The sequence below is a fragment of the Micromonospora pisi genome, from assembly GCF_003633685.1.
Lineage (GTDB): Bacteria > Actinomycetota > Actinomycetes > Mycobacteriales > Micromonosporaceae > Micromonospora_G > Micromonospora_G pisi.
In genome coordinates this window covers 1,792,266-1,810,838 of record NZ_RBKT01000001.1, presented here as the reverse complement: position 1 = coordinate 1,810,838, position 18,573 = coordinate 1,792,266, and the positions used below count along the sequence as shown (strand labels likewise).

Here is an 18,573-nt window from a genome sequence, read left to right as displayed (position 1 = left end):
GCCATGCGTACGGCCGTGGTGGTGGGCGCGGGAATCGGTGGCCTCGCCGTCGCCGGTGCCCTCGCCCGTTCCGGCTGGCAGGTCACCCTGCTGGAGCGGGGTGACCGGCTGCGGGCCGAGCAGACCGCACTGGTGCTCTGGCCCAACGGGGTACGGGCGCTCGGCGCGCTCGGGCTCGGTGACGGCCTGGACGCGATCGCGACCGCCCTGCCCGACGTGGGGGTCCGTCGCCCGGACGGGCACTGGCTGGTCCAGCCGCGCCCGATGGTCGACGAGCGGGCCCCGGTCGTGGTGCACCGGGAGGACCTGCACGACGCCCTGATCGCCGGACTCGGTGACCGGGTCGAGATCCGTACCGGGGTGCGGGTGCGTACCGTGCGCACGTCGGCGGCGGACCGCCCGGCGGTCGGTGACGGCCGGACCGAGTGGGAGGCCGACCTGGTGGTGGCCGCCGACGGGGTGGACAGTGTGGTCCGGCAGCGGCTCGCCCCGGAGGCGACCGTGGTCAGTTCGGGTTCCGCCGCCTGGCGTGCGGTGATCCCCTGGTACCGGGCACCGAAACTCCCCGCCGACCAGTCCGTCAACGGCGAGACCCTGGGCGCCGGCTACCGGTTCGTGGCGATCTCGCTCGGTGAGCGTGGCTCGTCCGGTGGTTCCACCCGGGGCGGCATCTACTGGGTGGCGACCGCGGCCGGTGCGTCCCGCCCCGAGTCGCCGGAGACCCAGCTCGCCCTGCTCCGCCGCTGGTACGCGAACTGGCCGGCGCCGATCGGCGACCTGCTCGCCGCGACCGAGCCGGAGGATCTGGTCCAGCAGGAGGTACGCGAGCTGCGCCCGCTGCCCCGGGGGTTCGCCTTCCCGTCCGGACCCGGCGGGGTCGTGCTGCTCGGCGACGCCGCCCACGCCATGCCACACCACCTGGGACAGGGCGCCTGCCTGGCGTTCGAGGACGCCGCGACGCTCCGTTCGGCGGTCCGGGACGCGGTCCCCGGTGAGTCGTTGCGCGGCGCCGTCGAGGCGTACAACCGGGCCCGTCGGCCGCGCGCGGTCACCGTCGTACGGCAGACCCGGCGGATGTCGGCGGTGTTGCAGAGCCGGGGCCGGCTCGCGTTGCGTGCCCGGGACGCCGCCCTCGGCACGATCACGCCGAGGCTGATGGGCAGCGCCGCGACCGCCGCCGCGGCCTGGCGCCCCCCGGCCTGACCCGTTCCCGTCCGTTCCACCCTGCCGCGCGGCACCTGCCCGCCGCCCGAACGCTGTTCCGGTCCTCGGGACGCGCGAACCGCACTGTGGATCCCGGCGGGGCACCGCCCAGAATCTGGCGCGGTGGGTGGTGGCGCGAGGGCCGAGCGGTGCGGGGATTCGTCCTCTTCGTTATCCGATCGGGCCGGACGGGGGGATGACCTCGGGGGGGAACACAGCGCAGACTACCCGGGACTGAGAGCGAGGGCTTCCAGGTGCGGGGTAGTGTGCCGGTTTCGCGGACCGCCGTGGGCTCGGGACATCGGGCCCGACGCGCGGTGCGACTGCTCGGCCCGGTCGAGCTGATCGGTTCCGACGGACCGGTTCCGCTCACCGACGAGGTACGCCGGATGCTCGGTCTGCTCGCGCTCCGGGCCGGGCAACCGGTCGCCGCCGCCGACCTGCGCGGCGTCCTACCGGCCGGTGCCACCCCGGAGATCCACTCCCTCGACGGGGCCGCCGCCGAACTCGCCGCCGCGCTGACCCGCGCCGGACTTCCGAACGCGGTGGTCGCCCACCCCATCGGCTACCTGCTGCGCCTGCCGCCGCGCCGGGTCGACGTCCAACGGTTCACCCGCCTGATCACCCGGGCCCGTCGTCGGATGGCGGCCGAGCAGTGGTCCGGGGCGCTGCCCCTGTTCGACGCCGCGTTGCGGCTCTGGCGGGTGCCGTTGCACAGCGACCCGCTCGGCGGCTGCCCGCCGCGCCCGTCCGGCTGGCTCGCCGCCGAGGTCGGACGGCTGGTCCAGGGGCGGGTCGCGGCGGTCGAGGAGCGTTGGGAGTGCGCCCTGCGGCTCGCCCTCGCCGCGCAGGCGACCGCCGGCGGACCCACCGCGGACCGCGCCTCGGTGGTCGCCGGGCTCGCCGCCGCGCGTACCGGACTCGCGGCGGTCGGCGAACTGGAAGCGGCGTTGGCCCGACACCCGCTGCGGGTCCGGCTCTGGGAACTGCTGCTGGTGGCGTCCGCGATCGGCGCCGGCCGCAGTTCGGCCGCCAGGGTCGAGCAGCGGGCGCGGGACACCTTCCGGGAACAGTTGGGTGTCGAACCGGGCGAGCGACTGCGTTTCCTCGCCGCCGCCGCGCAACGCGGTGATCTGGCCCAACGGTGGCTTCCCTCGTACGGGTCCGAGCCGGTCTCCCGGCTCGCCGCGCGGGCCGGTGTCCGGGCCCCGCTGCCGGTGCCGATGACACCACTGCTCGGCCGTGACGCGCTGCTCGCCGTGGTCAACCAGCGGCTCGCGACGCAGCGGCTGGTGACCCTGACCGGGCCGGGTGGCGCCGGCAAGACCCGACTCGCGGTCGCCGCCGCCAGTCGTTTCGGCAGCGCCTGGTTCGTCGACCTCAGCTCGGTGGAGAGCCCGGTACGGGTGCCGGAGGCGGTCGCCGCAGCGCTCGGCGTACGGGCGGAGCCGGGGCGGGACGTGGTCGACACCCTGGCCGAGGAGATCGGGGGGACCCCGGCCCTGCTGGTGCTGGACAACTGTGAGCACCTGATCGCCGGTGGGGCGGAACTGGTCGACCGGCTGCTGGGGCGCTGCCCGGGGCTGCTGGTGCTGGCGACGAGCCGGGTGCCGCTGCGGTTGCCGACGGAGGCGGTGGTGACGGTGCCGACGCTGGCCGTACCGCCGGAGGTGACCGGCAACACCATCGCCGGGCTCAACGCCCACCCGGCGACCCGGCTTTTCCTGGAGCGGGCCCGAGCCCGCTCCGGGCGACCGGTGCCGGAGGCGAGCGCCGACGCGGTGGCCCAGCTCTGTGTGGAACTGGACGGGTTGCCGTTGGCGATCGAACTGGCCGCCGCGCACGTGTCGGTACTCGGTGTCGGTGAGATCGTCGCCCGGCTCCGTACCGATTCTCGGTTGCTCTCCAGCCCGGACCCGACCGCGCCGAGCCGGCACCGGACGCTTGCGGCGGCGGTGGAGACCAGCGTCGAGCGGCTGGACCCGGCGGCTCGGGCGCTCTTCGAGCGGCTGGCGGTCTGCGTCGGCGGCTTCGACGCGGAGACCGCGAGCGCCGTGGCCGGGCCGGACGCACCGGCCGCACTGGCGGCGTTGGTCGAGTCGTCGCTGGTGGTGCCCGCGCCGCTGGCCGCGCCGCCGCTGCCGGCGACCCTGCCACCCGGCCTGCCGCCACCGCCCGGACTGCCACCCGGCCTGCCGACACCGCCCGGACCGCAAGAGGCCGGACTGCTACCGGCCGGACTGCTACCGGCCGGACTACCACCGGCCGGACTGTTGCGCGCGGTGCTGGCACACGACGCGCTGGCACCGGCGGAGGCCGGATGGGGCGGGGACCGGCAGGGGGAGCCCTTCCCCGCCGAGCCGTCGCCGGGCGAGTCACCGCTGCCGCCGCGTTACCGGATGCTGGTGCCGATCCGCCGGCACGCGCTCTCCCTGCTCGGTGACGGCGAGGCGGCGGCGCGTACCGCGTTGGCGGAGCACTGTCTGGGGCTGGCCGAGTGGGCCGACGCCCGGCTACGCGGGAGCGATCAGGAGTGGTGGCTGCGCCGGTTGCGCGCGGAGGCGGCGAACCTGCGGGCCGCGATGTCGTGGCTGGCGGAGGCGGGTGCGAGCGCCGACGTGCCGCCCTACGCCGAGTTGCGGCTCGCCGCGGCGCTGGCCCGCTACTGCCGGCTGGACGGGCACTACCGGGACGGGCACCGCTGGCTCGCCGCCGCGTTGGACCGGCACCCGGACGCGCCGCCCGAGGTGCGGGCCGGTGCAGGTGCGGCGGCGGCGATGCTGGCGATGCTGAGCTGCGACTATCCGGCGGCGACCGGGCACGCTGAGGCGGCGTTGGCGGCGTACCGGCAGGTGGGCGACCAGGCGGGGGTGGCGCGGGTGCTGCTCACCCTCGGCTCGATCGCCCGGGAGCAGGCGCGGTACGTCGACTCCACTGTGTACCTCGCCACCGCCGCGGCGACCTTCGCCGAGTACGGCGACGAGTGGGGCGAGGCGCAGACCGTACAGCTGCGGGGTTTCACCGCCTGGCTCTCCGGTGACCTGGACCGGGCCGACTCCCGGTTGCGGGTCAGTCGCCGCTGGTACGAGCGGCTCGGTGACCCGCGGGCGGAGGCCGAGACGTTGATGAACCTCGGCGCGGTGGCGCTCTACCGGGGCGACACCGACCGGGCGGCGTCGTTGCTGGACGTGGCGCTCCGGCGGTATTCCGCGGTCGGCTTCCCGGAGGGGGTCGGTTGGGCGCACAACCTGCGCGGGCTGGTGGAGTTGCGGGCCCGGCGACCCGATCGGGCCGGTACGCACCTGCTGGCGAGCCTCGCCGCGCATCGGCAGGTCGGCGACCGGTGGCGTACGGCGAGTGTGCTGGAGGCGTTGGCGGAGGTGGCCCGGTTGGAGGGCGACCCGGTACGCGGTGCGCGGCTGCTCGGTGCGGCGGCCGGGATCCGGGCCGAGATAGGCGCGCCGGTGCCCGCCTGCGAGCGCCCGGACACCGAGGCGACCGGTCGGGCGCTTCGGGGCGAGCTCGGCGACGCCGGATTTGTCATCGCGCACGGGTTCGGTCTCAGCGCGCCGCTGGACAGCCTGCTCACCGCCTTTCCGGGCCGGGCCGACCGCGCCCCCGCACCCGCCGCCCCCGCACCCGCCGCCCCCCTCCCCCTGACCGGCTAGCCCCGGACCACCAGCCGCCGGTTGATCATGAAGTTGGCGCAGGCGGGGGCGCGAACATCGGCACCAACTTCATGATCAACGAACGGCGGCGGTCGGGTCGACGGGCGGGGTTCAGGCGGTGACCGGGGCGGGTTCGGCGATGCAGGCGGTGCCGAGGCGACGGAATCCGGCCCGCAGGTAGATCCGGGCGACCTCCTCGCTGCCGGCGGAGAGGAAGACCAGTTCGGTGCCGCTGTCGAGCAGGTGCCGGGCCAGTGCCGCGGTGACCGCCGCGGCCAGCCCGCGCCGCCGGGCGGTGGGCAGGGTGGCGATGCCGGCGATCTCGGCCACGTCACCGACCCGCATCGCCATACCGGCGGCGACCGCGCCCTGGTCGACCGATTCGGCCAGCGCGTAGGCCCGTCGCCCGTCGGCGGCCTGGGCCCGTTCCTCGTCCACCCGACGGGGGGTGAGCGCCACCAGGGCGGCGTCGCGGGCGACCGGGCCGGCGTCGCCGGGGGCGGTGCCGGGGGCGGCGAAACCGATGGCGGCCACGGCCCGCTGGGTGGCGACATCGCGGCCGAAGTCCGGCGATGTCGGGTCGGCCAGCCGCACCGGTACGTCGCTGAGGCGCTCGGCCGGGGGCAGGATGGCCGGGTCGAGCACCATCAGTGGTGCCTCCAGCACGGCGAGTCCGGCCGAGCGGGCCACTGGCAGCAGTTCCGGGTGGTTCTCGTGCACCCACTCGAAGGCTTCCGGTACGCCGAGAGCACGCTGGCGCTCACGTACCGTGGTGACGTCGGCGGCGCTGGGTGGTTCGGACGCGCCGGGGCGGGGTCGGGCGTAGAACGGCCATCCGGCCCCATCACGGACGAAAAGTACCAGCCCCCCGTACGTTTCGACGTGAGCTGTGTCACGAGGCACGCCATCATAAAAGCGTTCTAAACGCTCAAACACCTCACCATGCACCAGGCTCACCGCGCGAGACTACATGTCCCACTCTCTGGAAGTGTGATCAATCCGTACTGGTGGTGCGAGGTGGGCCCTAACGTAGACTCAAGGAACCTCGCAGGGCCGACGTCGTCCCGACCCATGATTGAACGTGAGTGACGACAGGAGACCCGGTGGTTTTTCCGTACCCTCAGGGACCTCGCCTCTCCTCGCCGCCCGCCTTGCCGGCGTCGCCGGCCTCGGGTAACGCGACCCTGGCCGGGCCCCCCGCAGCGCAAGGGATGTACGACCCCGCCTACGAGCGTGACGCGTGCGGGGTCGCCTTCATCGCCGACCTGTACGGCCGCCGCTCGCACGACGTGGTCGCCAAGGGGCTCGGCGCGCTCTGCCGGCTCGACCACCGTGGCGCCCGGGGCGCGGAGCAGAACACCGGCGACGGCGCCGGCATCATGCTCCAGGTACCGGACGAGTTCCTCCGCCAGACGGTCGACTTCCCGCTGCCGCCGGCCGGGCAGTACGCCACCGGCCTGGTCTTCCTGCCGAACGACCCGGACGAGCGCCAGCGCGCCACCGCCGTCGCGGAGAAGTACGCCCTGGTCGAGGGGGCGGAGATCCTCGGTTGGCGGGACGTACCGGTCGACCCGACCGACCTGGGCGAGACCGCCCTGAACGCCCGTCCGCTGATCCGGCAGGTCTTCCTCGCCGCCCGCCGCCTCACCGGCTCGGCCGCGGGTCCCGCCGGCACCGCGCTGACCGGACTCGACCTGGACCGGGTCGCGTTCTGCGTACGCAAGCAGACCGAACGGGAAACCGCCGAGCGCGGGATTCCGGCGTACTTCCCGTCGCTCTCCGCGCGGACCATGGTCTACAAGGGCATGCTCACCCCGGACCAGTTGCCGGCTTTCTTCCCCGACCTCACCGACGAGCGGGTAACCAGTGCCATCGCCCTGGTACACAGCCGGTTCTCCACCAACACGTTCCCGTCCTGGCCGCTGGCGCACCCGTACCGGTTCATCGCCCACAATGGAGAAATCAACACCATCCGGGGGAACAAGAACTGGATGAACGCCCGGGAGGCGCTGCTCGCCAGCCCCGCCCTGCCCGGCAACATCAAGCGGCTCTTCCCGGTCTGCACCCCCGGCGGCTCCGACTCGGCCAACTTCGACGAGGTCCTCGAACTGCTGCACCTGGCCGGGCGGAGCCTGCCGCACGCGGTGCTGATGATGATCCCCGAGGCGTGGGAGAACGACCCCGAGATGGCCCCCGCCGAACGGGCCTTCTACCGCTTCCACGCCAGCCTGATGGAGCCCTGGGACGGGCCCGCGTCGGTCGCCTTCACCGACGGCACCATCGTCGGCGCGGTGCTCGACCGCAACGGGCTGCGCCCCGGACGGTGGTGGCAGACCAGCGACGGCCTGGTGGTCCTCGGCAGTGAGGCGGGCGTACTCGACCTCGATCCGGCGACCGTGGTGGCCAAGGGGCGGCTGCAACCGGGCCGGATGTTCCTGGTCGACACCGCCGCCGGTCGGATCGTGCACGACGACGAGATCAAGGCCGGTCTCGCCGCCGAGCGGCCGTACGGCGAATGGCTGCACGCCGGGCTGATCGACCTCGCCGACCTGCCCGCCCGCGAGCACACCGTCTACACCCACGACTCGGTCCAGCGCCGCCAGCAGACCTTCGGTTACACCGAGGAGGAGCTGAAGATCCTGCTCGGGCCGATGGCGCGGACCGGCGCCGAACCGCTCGGCTCGATGGGGACCGACACCCCGATCTCGCCGCTGAGCACCCGGCCCCGGCTGCTCTACGACTACTTCCACCAGCTCTTCGCGCAGGTCACCAACCCGCCGCTGGACGCGATCCGGGAGGAACTGGTCACCAGCCTCCAGTCGACCATCGGCCCGGAGGGCAACCTGCTCGACCCGGGACCGGCGAGCTGCCGGCAGATCGTGCTGCCGTACCCGGTGCTGGACAACGACGAACTGGCCAAGCTCCTCTCCGTCGACGAGGACGGCGACCTGCCCGGCTTCAAGGCGGTCCGGGTCTCCGGCCTCTACCGGCTGCGCGACGGCGCGGCCGGCATCCGGGCCCGGTTGACCGAGATCTGCCGGCACGTCTCCGAGGCGATCGAGGACGGGGTACGCATCCTGGTCCTCTCCGACCGGGACTCCACCGCCGACCTGGCCCCGATCCCGTCGCTGCTGCTCACCGCCGCCGTGCACCAGCACCTGGTACGCGAACAGACCCGGACCCGGGCCGCGCTGATCGTCGAGTCCGGCGACTGCCGGGAGGTGCACCACGCCGCCGTGCTGATCGGTTACGGCGCCGCCGCGGTCAACCCGTACCTGGCCTTCGAGTCGGTCGAGGACCTGATCGCCACCGGCGCGCTGACCGGCATCGAGCCGGCGTTGGCGGTGCGCAACTACGTCAAGGCGCTCGGCAAGGGCGTCCTCAAGATCATGTCGAAGATGGGCATCTCCACCGTCTCGTCGTACTGCGGGGCGCAGGTCTTCGAGGCGGTCGGCCTCGACGCCCGCCTGGTCCAGCGCTACTTCGCCGGCACCCCCGGGCGGATCGGCGGGATCGGCCTCACCGGCATCCACGAGGAGATCGCCGCCCGGCACGCGGTCGCGTACCCGCCGAGCGCGGCGGCCGGCGCGCACCGCCGGCTGGAGGTCGGCGGCGAGTACCAGTGGCGCCGCGAGGGCGAACTGCACCTGTTCAACCCGGAGACGGTCTTCCTGCTCCAGCACGCCACCCGCAGCCGCCAGTGGGACGTCTTCCGCGACTACACCAGCAAGGTCGACGAGTTGGCCGCGAAGGCCGGCTCGCTGCGCGGGCTCTTCACCCTGCGGACCGGCGTGCGGCCGGCGGTGCCGCTGGACGAGGTGGAACCGGCCAGCGAGATCGTCAAGCGGTTCGCCACCGGCGCCATGTCGTACGGCTCCATCTCGGCCGAGGCGCACGAGACCCTCGCCATCGCGATGAACAACCTCGGCGGCAAGTCCAACACCGGTGAGGGCGGCGAGGACGTCGAGCGCCTCTACGACCCGCGCCGCCGCTCGTCGGTGAAGCAGATCGCCAGCGGCCGGTTCGGCGTGACCAGCGAATACCTGGTCAACGCGGACGACCTCCAGATCAAGATGGCGCAGGGGGCGAAGCCCGGCGAGGGCGGGCAGCTGCCCGGCAACAAGGTCTGGCCGTGGATCGCCCGGACCCGGCACGCCACCCCCGGCGTCGGCCTGATCTCCCCGCCACCGCACCACGACATCTACTCGATCGAGGACCTGGCGCAGCTCGTCCACGACCTGAAGAACGTCAACCCGGCAGCCCGGGTGCACGTCAAGCTGGTCAGCGAGATCGGCGTCGGTACGGTCGCCGCCGGGGTGGCGAAGCTCAAGGCCGACGTCATCCTGATCTCCGGACACGACGGCGGCACCGGTGCCTCCCCGCTGAACTCGCTCAAGCACGCCGGCACCCCCTGGGAGCTGGGCCTGGCCGAGGCGCAGCAGACGCTCCTGCTGAACAAGCTCCGCGACCGGGTCACCGTGCAGGTCGACGGGCAGCTCAAGACCGGTCGGGACGTACTCGTCGCGGCGCTGCTCGGCGCCGAGGAGTTCGGCTTCGCCACCGCACCGCTGATCGTCGCCGGCTGCGTCATGATGCGGGTCTGCCACCTCGACACCTGCCCGGTCGGCATCGCCACCCAGAACCCGGTGCTGCGCGAGCGCTACACGGGCAAGCCGGAGTTCGTGGAGAACTTCTTCCTCTTCCTCGCCGAGGAGGTCCGCGGCTACCTCGCCGAGCTGGGCTTCCGCACCCTGGAGGAGGCGATTGGCCAGACCGAGCTGCTCGACCTCGCCCCGGCGCTGGACCACTGGAAGGCGCGCGGGCTCGACCTGCGCCCTGTACTCCATGTGCCGGAACTGCCGGCGGGGGCCGCCCGGCGCGGCATCCGCGCCCAGGACCACGGCCTCGCCGCCGCCCTGGACAACGAGCTGCTGGCGCTGGCCGCCCCGGCGCTGGCCGACGGCACCCCGGTCCGGGCCTCGCTCCGGGTCCGCAACGAGCACCGCAGCGTCGGCGCGATGCTCGGCGGCGAGGTGACCCGCCGGTTCGGCGGCGCCGGCCTGCCCGCCGACACCATCGAGTTCGCCCTCACCGGCACCGCCGGCCAGTCGTTCGGCGCGTTCCTGCCGGCCGGGGTGACCCTGCGGCTGCACGGCGACGCCAACGACTACGTCGGCAAGGGACTCTCCGGCGGCCGACTGGTCGTCCGCCCGGACGCCGCCGCGCCGTTCGCCGCCCGCGCCGCGGACCGCGCCGAGGGTACGCCCGGCGCCGAGGACCAGATCATCGCCGGCAACACCATCCTGTACGGGGCGACCGCCGGCGAACTCTTCCTCCGGGGACGGGTGGGGGAGCGGTTCGCGGTGCGTAACTCCGGTGCGGTGACCGTGGTCGAGGGGGTCGGCGACCACGGTTGCGAGTACATGACCGGTGGCACCGTGGTGGTGCTCGGGCCGACCGGCCGCAACTTCGCCGCCGGCATGTCCGGTGGTGCCGCCTTCGTGTGGCGGCTCGACCGGCGTCGGATCAACCCCGAACTGGTCGACCTCGCCCCGCTCACCGACGACGAGCGGGTCACCCTGCACGACCTGGTCCAGCGGCACTTCGCCGAGACCGACTCGGCGGTCGCCGAGCGGCTGCTCAAGCGCTGGCCGGAGGCGGTCGAGGAGTTCACCGCCGTGGTACCCCGCGACTACAAGCGGGTCATGCAGATCATGCGGGCCGCCGAAGCCGCCGGCCAGAACGTCGACGAGGTGGTGATGACCGCGTTGGCCGCCCCGGTGGCACCAGCGGCCGGGTCCGCACCGTCGCCCGCCGCGCCGGCACCGCGCGCGTCCCAGGAGGTGGCTCGTGCCTGACCCGAACGGTTTCCTGCGCTACGGCCGCCGGATGCCGGCCCGCCGTCCGGTTCCGGTGCGCATCAGCGACTGGCGGGAGGTCTACCCGTCCGCCCCCGACGACCTGATCCGCGAGCAGGCCACCCGCTGCATGGACTGCGGCATCCCGTTCTGCCACGACGGGTGCCCGCTGGGCAACCGCATCCCGGACTGGAACGACCTGGTCCGGACCGGCAACTGGTCGCACGCGGTCGAGCAGCTGCACGCCACGAACAACTTCCCGGAGTTCACCGGGCGGCTCTGCCCGGCGCCCTGCGAGGCGGCCTGCGTACTCGGCATCTCCGGGGGGCAGCCGGTCACCATCAAGCAGGTCGAGGTCGAGATCATCAACCGGGCCGTCGACCTGGGCCTGGTCACCTCGCAGGTGGTGGCGAAGCCGTCGGGCAAGCGGGTCGCCGTGGTCGGCTCCGGGCCGGCCGGCCTCGCCGCGGCCCAGCAGCTCGCCCGGGCCGGGCACGCGGTGACCGTGTACGAGCGCGACGACGCGATCGGCGGGCTGCTCCGCTACGGCATCCCCGACTTCAAGCTGGAGAAGGAACACATCGACCGGCGGCTGGAACAGCTCACCGCCGAGGGCGTCAGCTTCGTCACCGGCGTCAACGTCGGCGTCGACATCACCGCCGCGCAGCTGCGCGCCGAGTACGACGCCGTCCTGCTCGCCTGCGGCGCGTTGCAGGGCCGGGACACCCCGGCCACCCCCGGCCGGGCGTTGCGCGGGGTGCATCAGGCGATGGAGCACCTGGTCGCGGCGAACCGGGTGGTGAGCGGCCGGGAGTCGAGCACCCCGATCGACGCCGCCGGTAAGCACGTCGTGATCATCGGTGGCGGGGACACCGCTGCCGACTGCCTCGGTGTCGCACACCGGCAGGGCACGGCCGGCGTACACCAGCTCGACCTCTACCCGGAACCGCCGGGCACCCGCGACGAGTCCCGCGACCCGTGGCCGACCTGGCCGTGGATCCTGCGCGACTACCCGGCGCACGAGGAGGGCGGCGAGCGGGTCTTCGCGGTCGCCGTGCAGGAGTTCGTCGACGACGGCACCGGCCAGGTACGCGCCGTCCGGATCGCCGAGGTCAGCGTGGAGAAGGTCGACGGGCAGCGGATCGTCACGGTCAAGCCGGGCTCGGAGCGGGAACTCCCGGCCGACCTGGTGCTGCTGGCGATCGGCTTCGAGGGGACCGAGGAGCAGCCGCTGCTCGACCAGTTCGGGGTGCACCGCAACCGGCGCGGCGCGATCGACGCCACGGCGCAGTGGCAGACCGCCGCCGACGGGGTCTTCGTCGCCGGTGACATGCACCGGGGCGCCTCGCTGATCGTCTGGGCGATCGCCGAGGGCCGGGCCGCCGCCGCCGCGATCCACACGTACCTCGGCGGCTCCGGCGCCCTGCCCGCCCCGGTCACCGCCTCCGCCCAACCCCTGTCCGCCGCCCGCTGACCGGGGAGCGTGTTCAAGATCCGAGATCTTGGAACGGCATCGTCGTTCCGGCGACGGTACGTTTCCAAGATCTCGGATCATGAGGGTGTACGGGACGGTGGTTGCCAGCCGGCGGCCATCAGGGCCCGGCGTACCTGGGTGATCGCCTCCTGCGGGCGGTCACGGATCAGCCACGCGGGAAAGCGCAGCAGTCGGTCGCCGGCAATCCACAGGTCGTTCTGTCGGGCCATGTCCGCCCAGTAAGCCCGGACCTCCAGATGCTGCCCGCCGTCGATCTCCACCTGAACGCCCCACTCCTGGTAGTAGACGTCCAGGTACCGCACTCGCCCCGAGGCGTCCGTACGCCGGTGCTGACGACTCGGCTCGGGCAGCCCGGCCCGGCGCGCGGAAGCCAGATAGCGCAGCTCGGGAAGGGACTGTGAGCCGTCACGGGCGTCGTTCGCGGTGGCCAGGATCAGCGCCCGACGCCGTAACGTGGGCTGCCGGTGCACCACCTCGTGGATCTCGTCACCACCGACCAGCCGCTGCTGGAAACCAGCCGCGATGACGGCGCGTGCCCGGTCGTCCGAGTCGGCCCAGGCGGCCGCGTCGACCAGAGACCGGGCATGCGTGGTGTACGGCGGACCCGCGCGCCAGTTGACGTCCACCGACCCGAGAACCGTGCTCCGGTGCACCACCACCCCGGGCGGTGGTGCGCTCGTCCGCATCAGGGCCGGTCGGATGATGTGGATCCGCGACTCGGTGAACCCGACCAGACCGCACCGGATGGCGGCGGTCAGCCCGGCCAACGCGCTCCGGGTCCCGCAGCCGAGTACGGCGATCCACAGTCGCTGGTCCCGGGTGAGTGGCCCGGTGTGGGTCACGTACACGCTGCGGTGCGCCCGTCGCCAGCGCCCGGACCGTACCCGGTGTCGTACGGTCGACTCGGAAAGGTGCTGGCGGGCCTGCCGGTACGTGATCACCTGGTCCTGTTGGAAGAGGAGTCGGGCCAGGTCGTCGACAGTGGTCTGGGCGGGAACACGGGACATGGCAGCCGATCCTGGTCGGCCCCGAGGTTCCGCGTCTGCCACCGATCCGTCAGCGCGTCTTCCCGACAGTGCCCGGCGCGCCCTCCCGACGGCGTCTGGCGGTTCCCTCCGACAGTGTCCAGACAGCGGACACCGCTGGCACGTCCAGGTGCCCGTACGAGGGTGCTTCGGTTAGTGTTCCGGTGACTACGCACGCCGACAGGGGTGGGGGGCAGTGTGGGCAGGCTCGCAGCCACGTACGGGCGGGCGGTCGCGGCACACCGGCAGGCGCGCGCGCATCTCGACGCCGCACGCCAGGCGCTGGCCGGAGCCACCGCCCCGGCCCCGCCCGCGGAGACCGCCGACATGGTGGCGCGGTTGCGTCGGGTCGGCGAGGCGCTGAGCGCGGTGTCGGCGGGGCCGGAGTTCCCCGGTCGGCCGATCCCGGTCCGGCTCGCCGAGGCGGCCACTTCGGACGGCGGCTTTCCGGTGGTCGTACCACTGGCCGGCGGGGCGCACCTGGCGGTCGACACGGACGCCCGCGACCCGCGTACGGCGGCGCTGCTCCGCTCCCTGGTGATCCGGCTACTCATGATCGCGCCCGCCGGGACGGTACGGGTGGTGGCGATCGACAACGCCGCGCTCGGTGCCACCTTCCTGCCGCTGCGGCCACTGGTCGACGCCGGTGTGCTGGCCCCGCCGGCGACCACCGACGAGGAGATCGGGGCACTGCTGGCCGACGCCGAGCGGCACGCCCGCGCCGGTCACTCCGCCGAGAACGGTGGACAGTTGCTGCTGGTCGTCGCGGCGTCGATGCCGGACGGGCGGGCCGAGGCGACCCGGCTGGCCGCGTTGACCCACGCCGGTCCGACCGCCGGGGTGTGCGTGCTCGCCGCCGGATACCCGCCCCGCTCCACCGGGCTGGAGCCGCCGCCGTTCGGCAACACCACCCGGGTCACCCGCGACGGCGACTACGCCTGGGTCGGGGATCCGCCGTGGTGGCCGTACAGCACCGACGGGACCGGCCTGGTGGTGCCGGTCCTGCTCGACGGCGACCCGCCGACCGGCACCGTCGACGCGGTCGCGGGACGGCACGGCGACGCCACCCGCCGCGACGCCAGCCTCGACTTCACCGACCTGCTCCCGGCCCGGAACTGGGCCGAGTCGGCCGCCACCGGGCTCCGTACGGTGATCGGCCGGGCCGGGCGGGAGCCGGCGACCCTGGCGTTCGACGACGCCACCCCGCACTGGCTGGTCGGCGGACGGACCGGCTCCGGTAAGACCGTCTTCCTGCTCGACGTCCTCTATGGACTCGCGGCGCGTTACTCCCCGGACGAACTGGCCCTCTACCTGCTCGACTTCAAGGAGGGGGTCAGCTTCACCGAGTTCGTGCCGACCGGGCACGACGGCTCCTGGATCCCGCACGCCCGCGCCGTCGGCATCGAGTCCGACCGGGAATACGGTGTGGCGGTCCTACGCGAGCTGCGGCGGGAGCTGAACCGGCGGGCGAACGCGCTCAAGCGGCACGGCGTCACGAAACTCGCCGACCTGCCCCGCGACGGCAAACCCGTACCACGGGTGGTTGCCGTCATCGACGAGTTCCACGTGCTCTTCGCCGGCAATGACGCGCTCGCCCGGGAAGCGGTCGCGCTGCTGGAGGAGTTGGCCCGCAAGGGCCGCTCGTACGGCATCCACCTGGTGCTCGCGTCGCAGAGCATGTCCGGGATCGAAGCGCTCTACGGCAAGGTCGACTCTATCTTCGGGCAGTTCCCGCTCCGGGTCGCGTTGCCGGGTGGCTCGGGGGTGCTCGACGCGTTGAACGACGCCGCCGGGGCGTTGCCGCTCGGGTCGGCGATCATCAACCCGGCCGCCGGCCTGGCCTCGGCGAACACCGTGGTCCGTTTCCCCGACGCGCACGGCAGCGCGGCCCGGGTCGCGGCGCTGCGGCACGAACTGTGGCAGGCGCGGGCGCAGGGCTCGTTCCCACCCGCGGTCTTCAAGGGGTACGACTCGGCGCACGTCGAGGACGACCCGACCTTCCGTGGCCTGACGCCGGGCGGACGGCGTCCGCTCGCCCTGGTCGGCCGGGTCGTCGACGTGAACCTGACCTCGGCGATGTTCATGCTCGACGCCACCCCCGGCCGGCACCTGGCGATCGTCGGCACCACCCCGGTCGGTGCCGACGTGTTGCAGGCCGCCACCCTGAGCCTGGCCCGCCAGGCCCAGCCCGGTACGGCCCGCTTCCTGCTCGCCCCGCTGGTCGCCGCCGCCGACGAGGTGGGCGACGCGACCGAGCAGACCCTGCTGGCCGCCGGTCACCCGGTGACCCGGCTGGACCCGATGGCGTTGCGGGAGGAGATCCGCAAGCTCGCCGAACCGGTGGCCCAGCCGACCGAGCGAACGTACCTGGTGGTGTTCGGTATGGACGCGGCCAGCGGGGTGCTCGCCGCGAAGGACCAGAACTACCGTTCCGGTCTGGACGACCTTCAGCAGGTGCTGCGTCAGGGCCCCGCGTACGGGGTGCACCTGCTCGGTTGGTGGCGGGGGCTGCGCCGGCTCGCCGACGACATCGGCGGGGCGCACAACAAGGACGACATCGCCTGCCTGGTGGCGTTGAACGTGCCCGGCCCCGAGCTGGGCATGTACCTCGGCATGCACGATCTGGCGTACACGCCACGGGCGAACCGGGCGCTGCTGGTGGACCGGCACGACCAGCGCAGCAAACTGATCGTGCCGTACGTCCGACCCGGGTACGAGCTGGACGAGGGACTGTGACGATGCAAGGCTTCGACGAGTACGCGGCCCTGGCCCGGCACCTGTACGAACTCCAGCGCAGCGGTGAGCGTACGACCGAGCAGGCCGCCGCCCGGCGGGAGTCCACCGGGGACGCGATCGACCAGCTCGGACAGCGGCTCACCATGCAGCAGCAGCGACTGACCGAGCTCGCCCAGTTGATCGGTGAGCCGCTGCCGCAGTGGAACGCCCCGGCACCGTTGCCGCCGCTCTCCGTGACCGGCCATCTCGGCTCACCGCCCGGCCCGTCGCCCCAGGGCGGGGTGGCCGGACAGGAGACGTACCCGGAGTTGGCGGCCGGTCCCGACCGGGTGGCGCTGACCACCACCCCCGCCCCGACGCCGTCGGTGCCCGGCCCACGGCTGCCGACGTCGGGGGCGTACGCCCCGCCGACCCAGCAGTTCCCACAGCCGGCTCCGGCGGTGCCGGTGAACCCGGACGCCGAACTGGATCTGGCGTACCGGGCCGCTGCGGCGGCGGACGAGGCGGCCGAACGGGTCGAATCACAGGCCGGCCAGCCGGCGTTCCTGCCGACCGCCTCGCCGTTCGGTCGCGCGCTCGCCGCCTACCTGATCTTCATCGCGGTCGCGAACATTCCCCAGTGGCTTCTCGGCGACGGTTACAAGTCCGGTGAGGTCGGATGGTTCACCGCGCTTGCCTGGATGCTCGCCGGTCTACCCGCGCTGGCGTTCTTCGGTGCCTATATCAGCCTGACGATCTGGGGACGTCCCCGGCTCGGCGCCAGCCAACCGAACCTGTACGCCAGACTCGGCTTCTTCCTGTGTTTCCTCGTCCTGGCCATCAGCACCTGTTTCTGGGTCACGCCCTGACGCTGACCTGATGCCCGCCGCCTGCCGTTCGGCGGCGTGCAGCAATGTGGTCAGCTCGGTGGGGGAGAGCCCTTCGTCGTCGAGCAGGCCGACGATCAGCATGGTCTGGGCGGCGACGGTGGTGGCGTCCATGGACGGTGGCGGGTGCTGACCGAGGGCGGCCTGGATCAGCGACTCGGCCGTCGCCGGGTCGATCTCCACACCGCTGTGGTCGTAGCGCTCGCGCACCCCGGCGACGAAGCGGATGACCGGCGCGCAGTCCTGACCGGGGCGGAACCGACGGTCGACGGCGAGCAGGAACATCGCGTCGAGCAGTTCGGCGTACCGCCGCAGGTCGTTGTCGTCGAAGCGGCGTAGTCGACGCTGGTGGTCGCGTACCCGGCCGAGCACCAGGTCCCGCAGGGCGCTGCTGTACGGGTTCAGGCGGTCCACGGGCGGATGAACTCCTTCCAGGCATTCTGCCGCAAGCGGGCCAGGAAGCCCCGCCAGCCGCCGAAGGGGTGTCGCCTCAGCAGAAGCAGGGCGGCGGATCGGGCGCCGTCACGGGTCTGCGCGCCGCTCGGGCGGGCGCGGGCGAGCAGCCGGTGCAGCCGGGCGTCGACGGTGAGGGTGGCCGGTTCGGGGGTGCCGGCGAGGTTGGCGGCGTACCGCTCCAGGGCCCGGGTGCCGAGCGCGAGCCGGGCGGCGACCAGGTCGAGTCGGCGGCCGGCGACCGCCCAGCTCCGGGCCGCCGCGCGGGCGCGTGGATCGTCGTACGCGCGGCGGAGCCGGTCCTCGGCGGTGGTCAGCTGTTGACGTACCCGGTCGATCTCGCGGGCGGCGCGGCCGGCGTCGAGGCGCGCCTGCCTGAGCCCGGCGAGCACGTCGCCGACCTGAGGGGGTTCGGCGCCGGGCAGTTGGCGGGCCTCGGCCAGGCCGGCGTAGACCGTGGTCAGTGACTCCCAGCCGAGGACGAGTGCGTTGTCCCAGTTGGCGAGGGCGGTCCGGGCGAGTTCGTGTTCGACCCCGTCGAGCTGCTGCCCGGCGCGCTCGACCGCCTCGGTGGCGGCGAGACAGGCGGCGCGGAGTGGTTCGACGGTCCCGTCGGCGGTGCGGATCGCGCTCCTGGTGGTGTCTGCGGTCTGCTCCGCCCAGCGGTGGCTGCGGTTGGGCGGGTGGGAGTAGCGCGCCAGCGTCTCCTGGGCCCGGGTCCGGTCGGCGCAGGGGCCGGGCCGTCCGCAGCCGAGGCAGACCCCGGTGTACGCACAAACGGCGTGCCGGTCGATCGTCTGCCGGGCCTCGGCCAGGCGAGTCTGGGCGTACCGCCGGTAGTAGGTCTCGGAGAGGGCGTTCACCCGCCCGCCTCCGTGACCTGCTTGACCAGTCGCGCCCAGCGCACGTCCCGACACGGGTACGCCTCGCCGCAGGTGCAGACGGTCGTGACGACCCGCATCGGCGGATGGGCGAAGAGGATCTCCTCGGCATCCTCGACGTCCTGTACGGAGAGAAAGTCGGGCGGTCGGGATGGGGGTTCGGATTGGGGTGGGTTCACCGGCGGTGCCTCCCGTCGCTGGGGTGCGGGCAGGTTCACGCACCCGGCCGACCAGGGGGAACCAGCCGACCGGGCTCTGTGCGGTGGAGACCAGCTCCGAAGTTTGCAGACCAGGGAGCCGGCCGGTCCGAACTTTGTCATACTAGTCCAGCAAAGTCAACGACGTACTACTCCGTACTTGTCCTGGCAAGTTGACTGTGATCAAATGG

General features: G+C 73.3%; 10 protein-coding genes. 6 read left to right on the top strand and 4 right to left on the bottom strand.

From position 1 onward, the window contains the following. Window positions 1–3 precede the first annotated feature (3 nt). Together BDK92_RS06935 and BDK92_RS06930 are read left to right on the top strand one after the other, a co-directional pair. The gene (locus BDK92_RS06935) at window positions 4–1,203 is read left to right on the top strand and encodes an FAD-dependent oxidoreductase (RefSeq protein WP_121155667.1); all 1,200 of its coding nucleotides are present in this window, start codon (window positions 4–6) and stop codon (window positions 1,201–1,203) included. A gap of 266 nt (window positions 1,204–1,469) precedes the next feature. Then, the gene (locus BDK92_RS06930) at window positions 1,470–4,871 is read left to right on the top strand and encodes an AfsR/SARP family transcriptional regulator (RefSeq protein ID WP_147456934.1); all 3,402 of its coding nucleotides are present in this window, start codon (window positions 1,470–1,472) and stop codon (window positions 4,869–4,871) included. 111 nt (window positions 4,872–4,982) lie between these two features. Here the strand turns inward: BDK92_RS06930 and BDK92_RS06925 are convergent, their stop codons facing one another. Further along, on the bottom strand, window positions 4,983–5,774 hold the full coding sequence (locus tag BDK92_RS06925) for a GNAT family N-acetyltransferase (RefSeq protein WP_246016874.1): 792 nt from the start codon (window positions 5,772–5,774) through the stop codon (window positions 4,983–4,985). 308 nt (window positions 5,775–6,082) lie between these two features. Here BDK92_RS06925 and gltB point away from each other — a divergent pair, with 308 nt between their 5' ends. Together gltB and BDK92_RS06915 are read left to right on the top strand one after the other, a co-directional pair. Further along, a complete protein-coding gene (gene gltB, locus BDK92_RS06920) occupies window positions 6,083–10,729 on the top strand; it encodes a glutamate synthase large subunit (protein WP_121155663.1) in 4,647 nt (1,548 codons plus the stop codon). Next, the gene (locus BDK92_RS06915; protein WP_121155661.1) at window positions 10,722–12,203 is read left to right on the top strand and encodes a glutamate synthase subunit beta; all 1,482 of its coding nucleotides are present in this window, start codon (window positions 10,722–10,724) and stop codon (window positions 12,201–12,203) included. The genes gltB and BDK92_RS06915 overlap by 8 nt, the downstream gene beginning before the upstream one ends. 77 nt (window positions 12,204–12,280) lie before the next feature. Here the strand turns inward: BDK92_RS06915 and BDK92_RS06910 are convergent, their stop codons facing one another. Then, entirely contained in the window at window positions 12,281–13,231 is a 951-nt protein-coding gene (locus BDK92_RS06910) for a type IV toxin-antitoxin system AbiEi family antitoxin domain-containing protein (RefSeq protein ID WP_121155659.1), read from the bottom strand. A 216-nt stretch (window positions 13,232–13,447) separates the two neighbouring features. On the opposite strand from BDK92_RS06910, the gene BDK92_RS06905 reads away from it, so the two are divergent. Together BDK92_RS06905 and BDK92_RS06900 are read left to right on the top strand one after the other, a co-directional pair. Then, window positions 13,448–15,985 (top strand): FtsK/SpoIIIE domain-containing protein, encoded by a 2,538-nt coding sequence (locus BDK92_RS06905; protein ID WP_121155657.1) that lies wholly within the window; start codon window positions 13,448–13,450, stop codon window positions 15,983–15,985. Continuing rightward, window positions 15,982–16,833, top strand: a complete 852-nt coding sequence (locus BDK92_RS06900; RefSeq protein WP_147456933.1) for a hypothetical protein — start codon at window positions 15,982–15,984, stop codon at window positions 16,831–16,833. Before BDK92_RS06905 ends, BDK92_RS06900 begins: the two co-directional genes overlap by 4 nt. A 419-nt stretch (window positions 16,834–17,252) precedes the next feature. Here the strand turns inward: BDK92_RS06900 and BDK92_RS06890 are convergent, their stop codons facing one another. Together BDK92_RS06890 and BDK92_RS06885 are read right to left on the bottom strand one after the other, a co-directional pair. Beyond that, entirely contained in the window at window positions 17,253–18,167 is a 915-nt protein-coding gene (locus BDK92_RS06890) for a hypothetical protein (RefSeq protein WP_121155650.1), read from the bottom strand. Beyond that, a complete protein-coding gene (locus tag BDK92_RS06885) occupies window positions 18,164–18,364 on the bottom strand; it encodes a hypothetical protein (protein ID WP_147456932.1) in 201 nt (66 codons plus the stop codon). Before BDK92_RS06885 ends, BDK92_RS06890 begins: the two co-directional genes overlap by 4 nt. Window positions 18,365–18,573 lie beyond the last annotated feature (209 nt).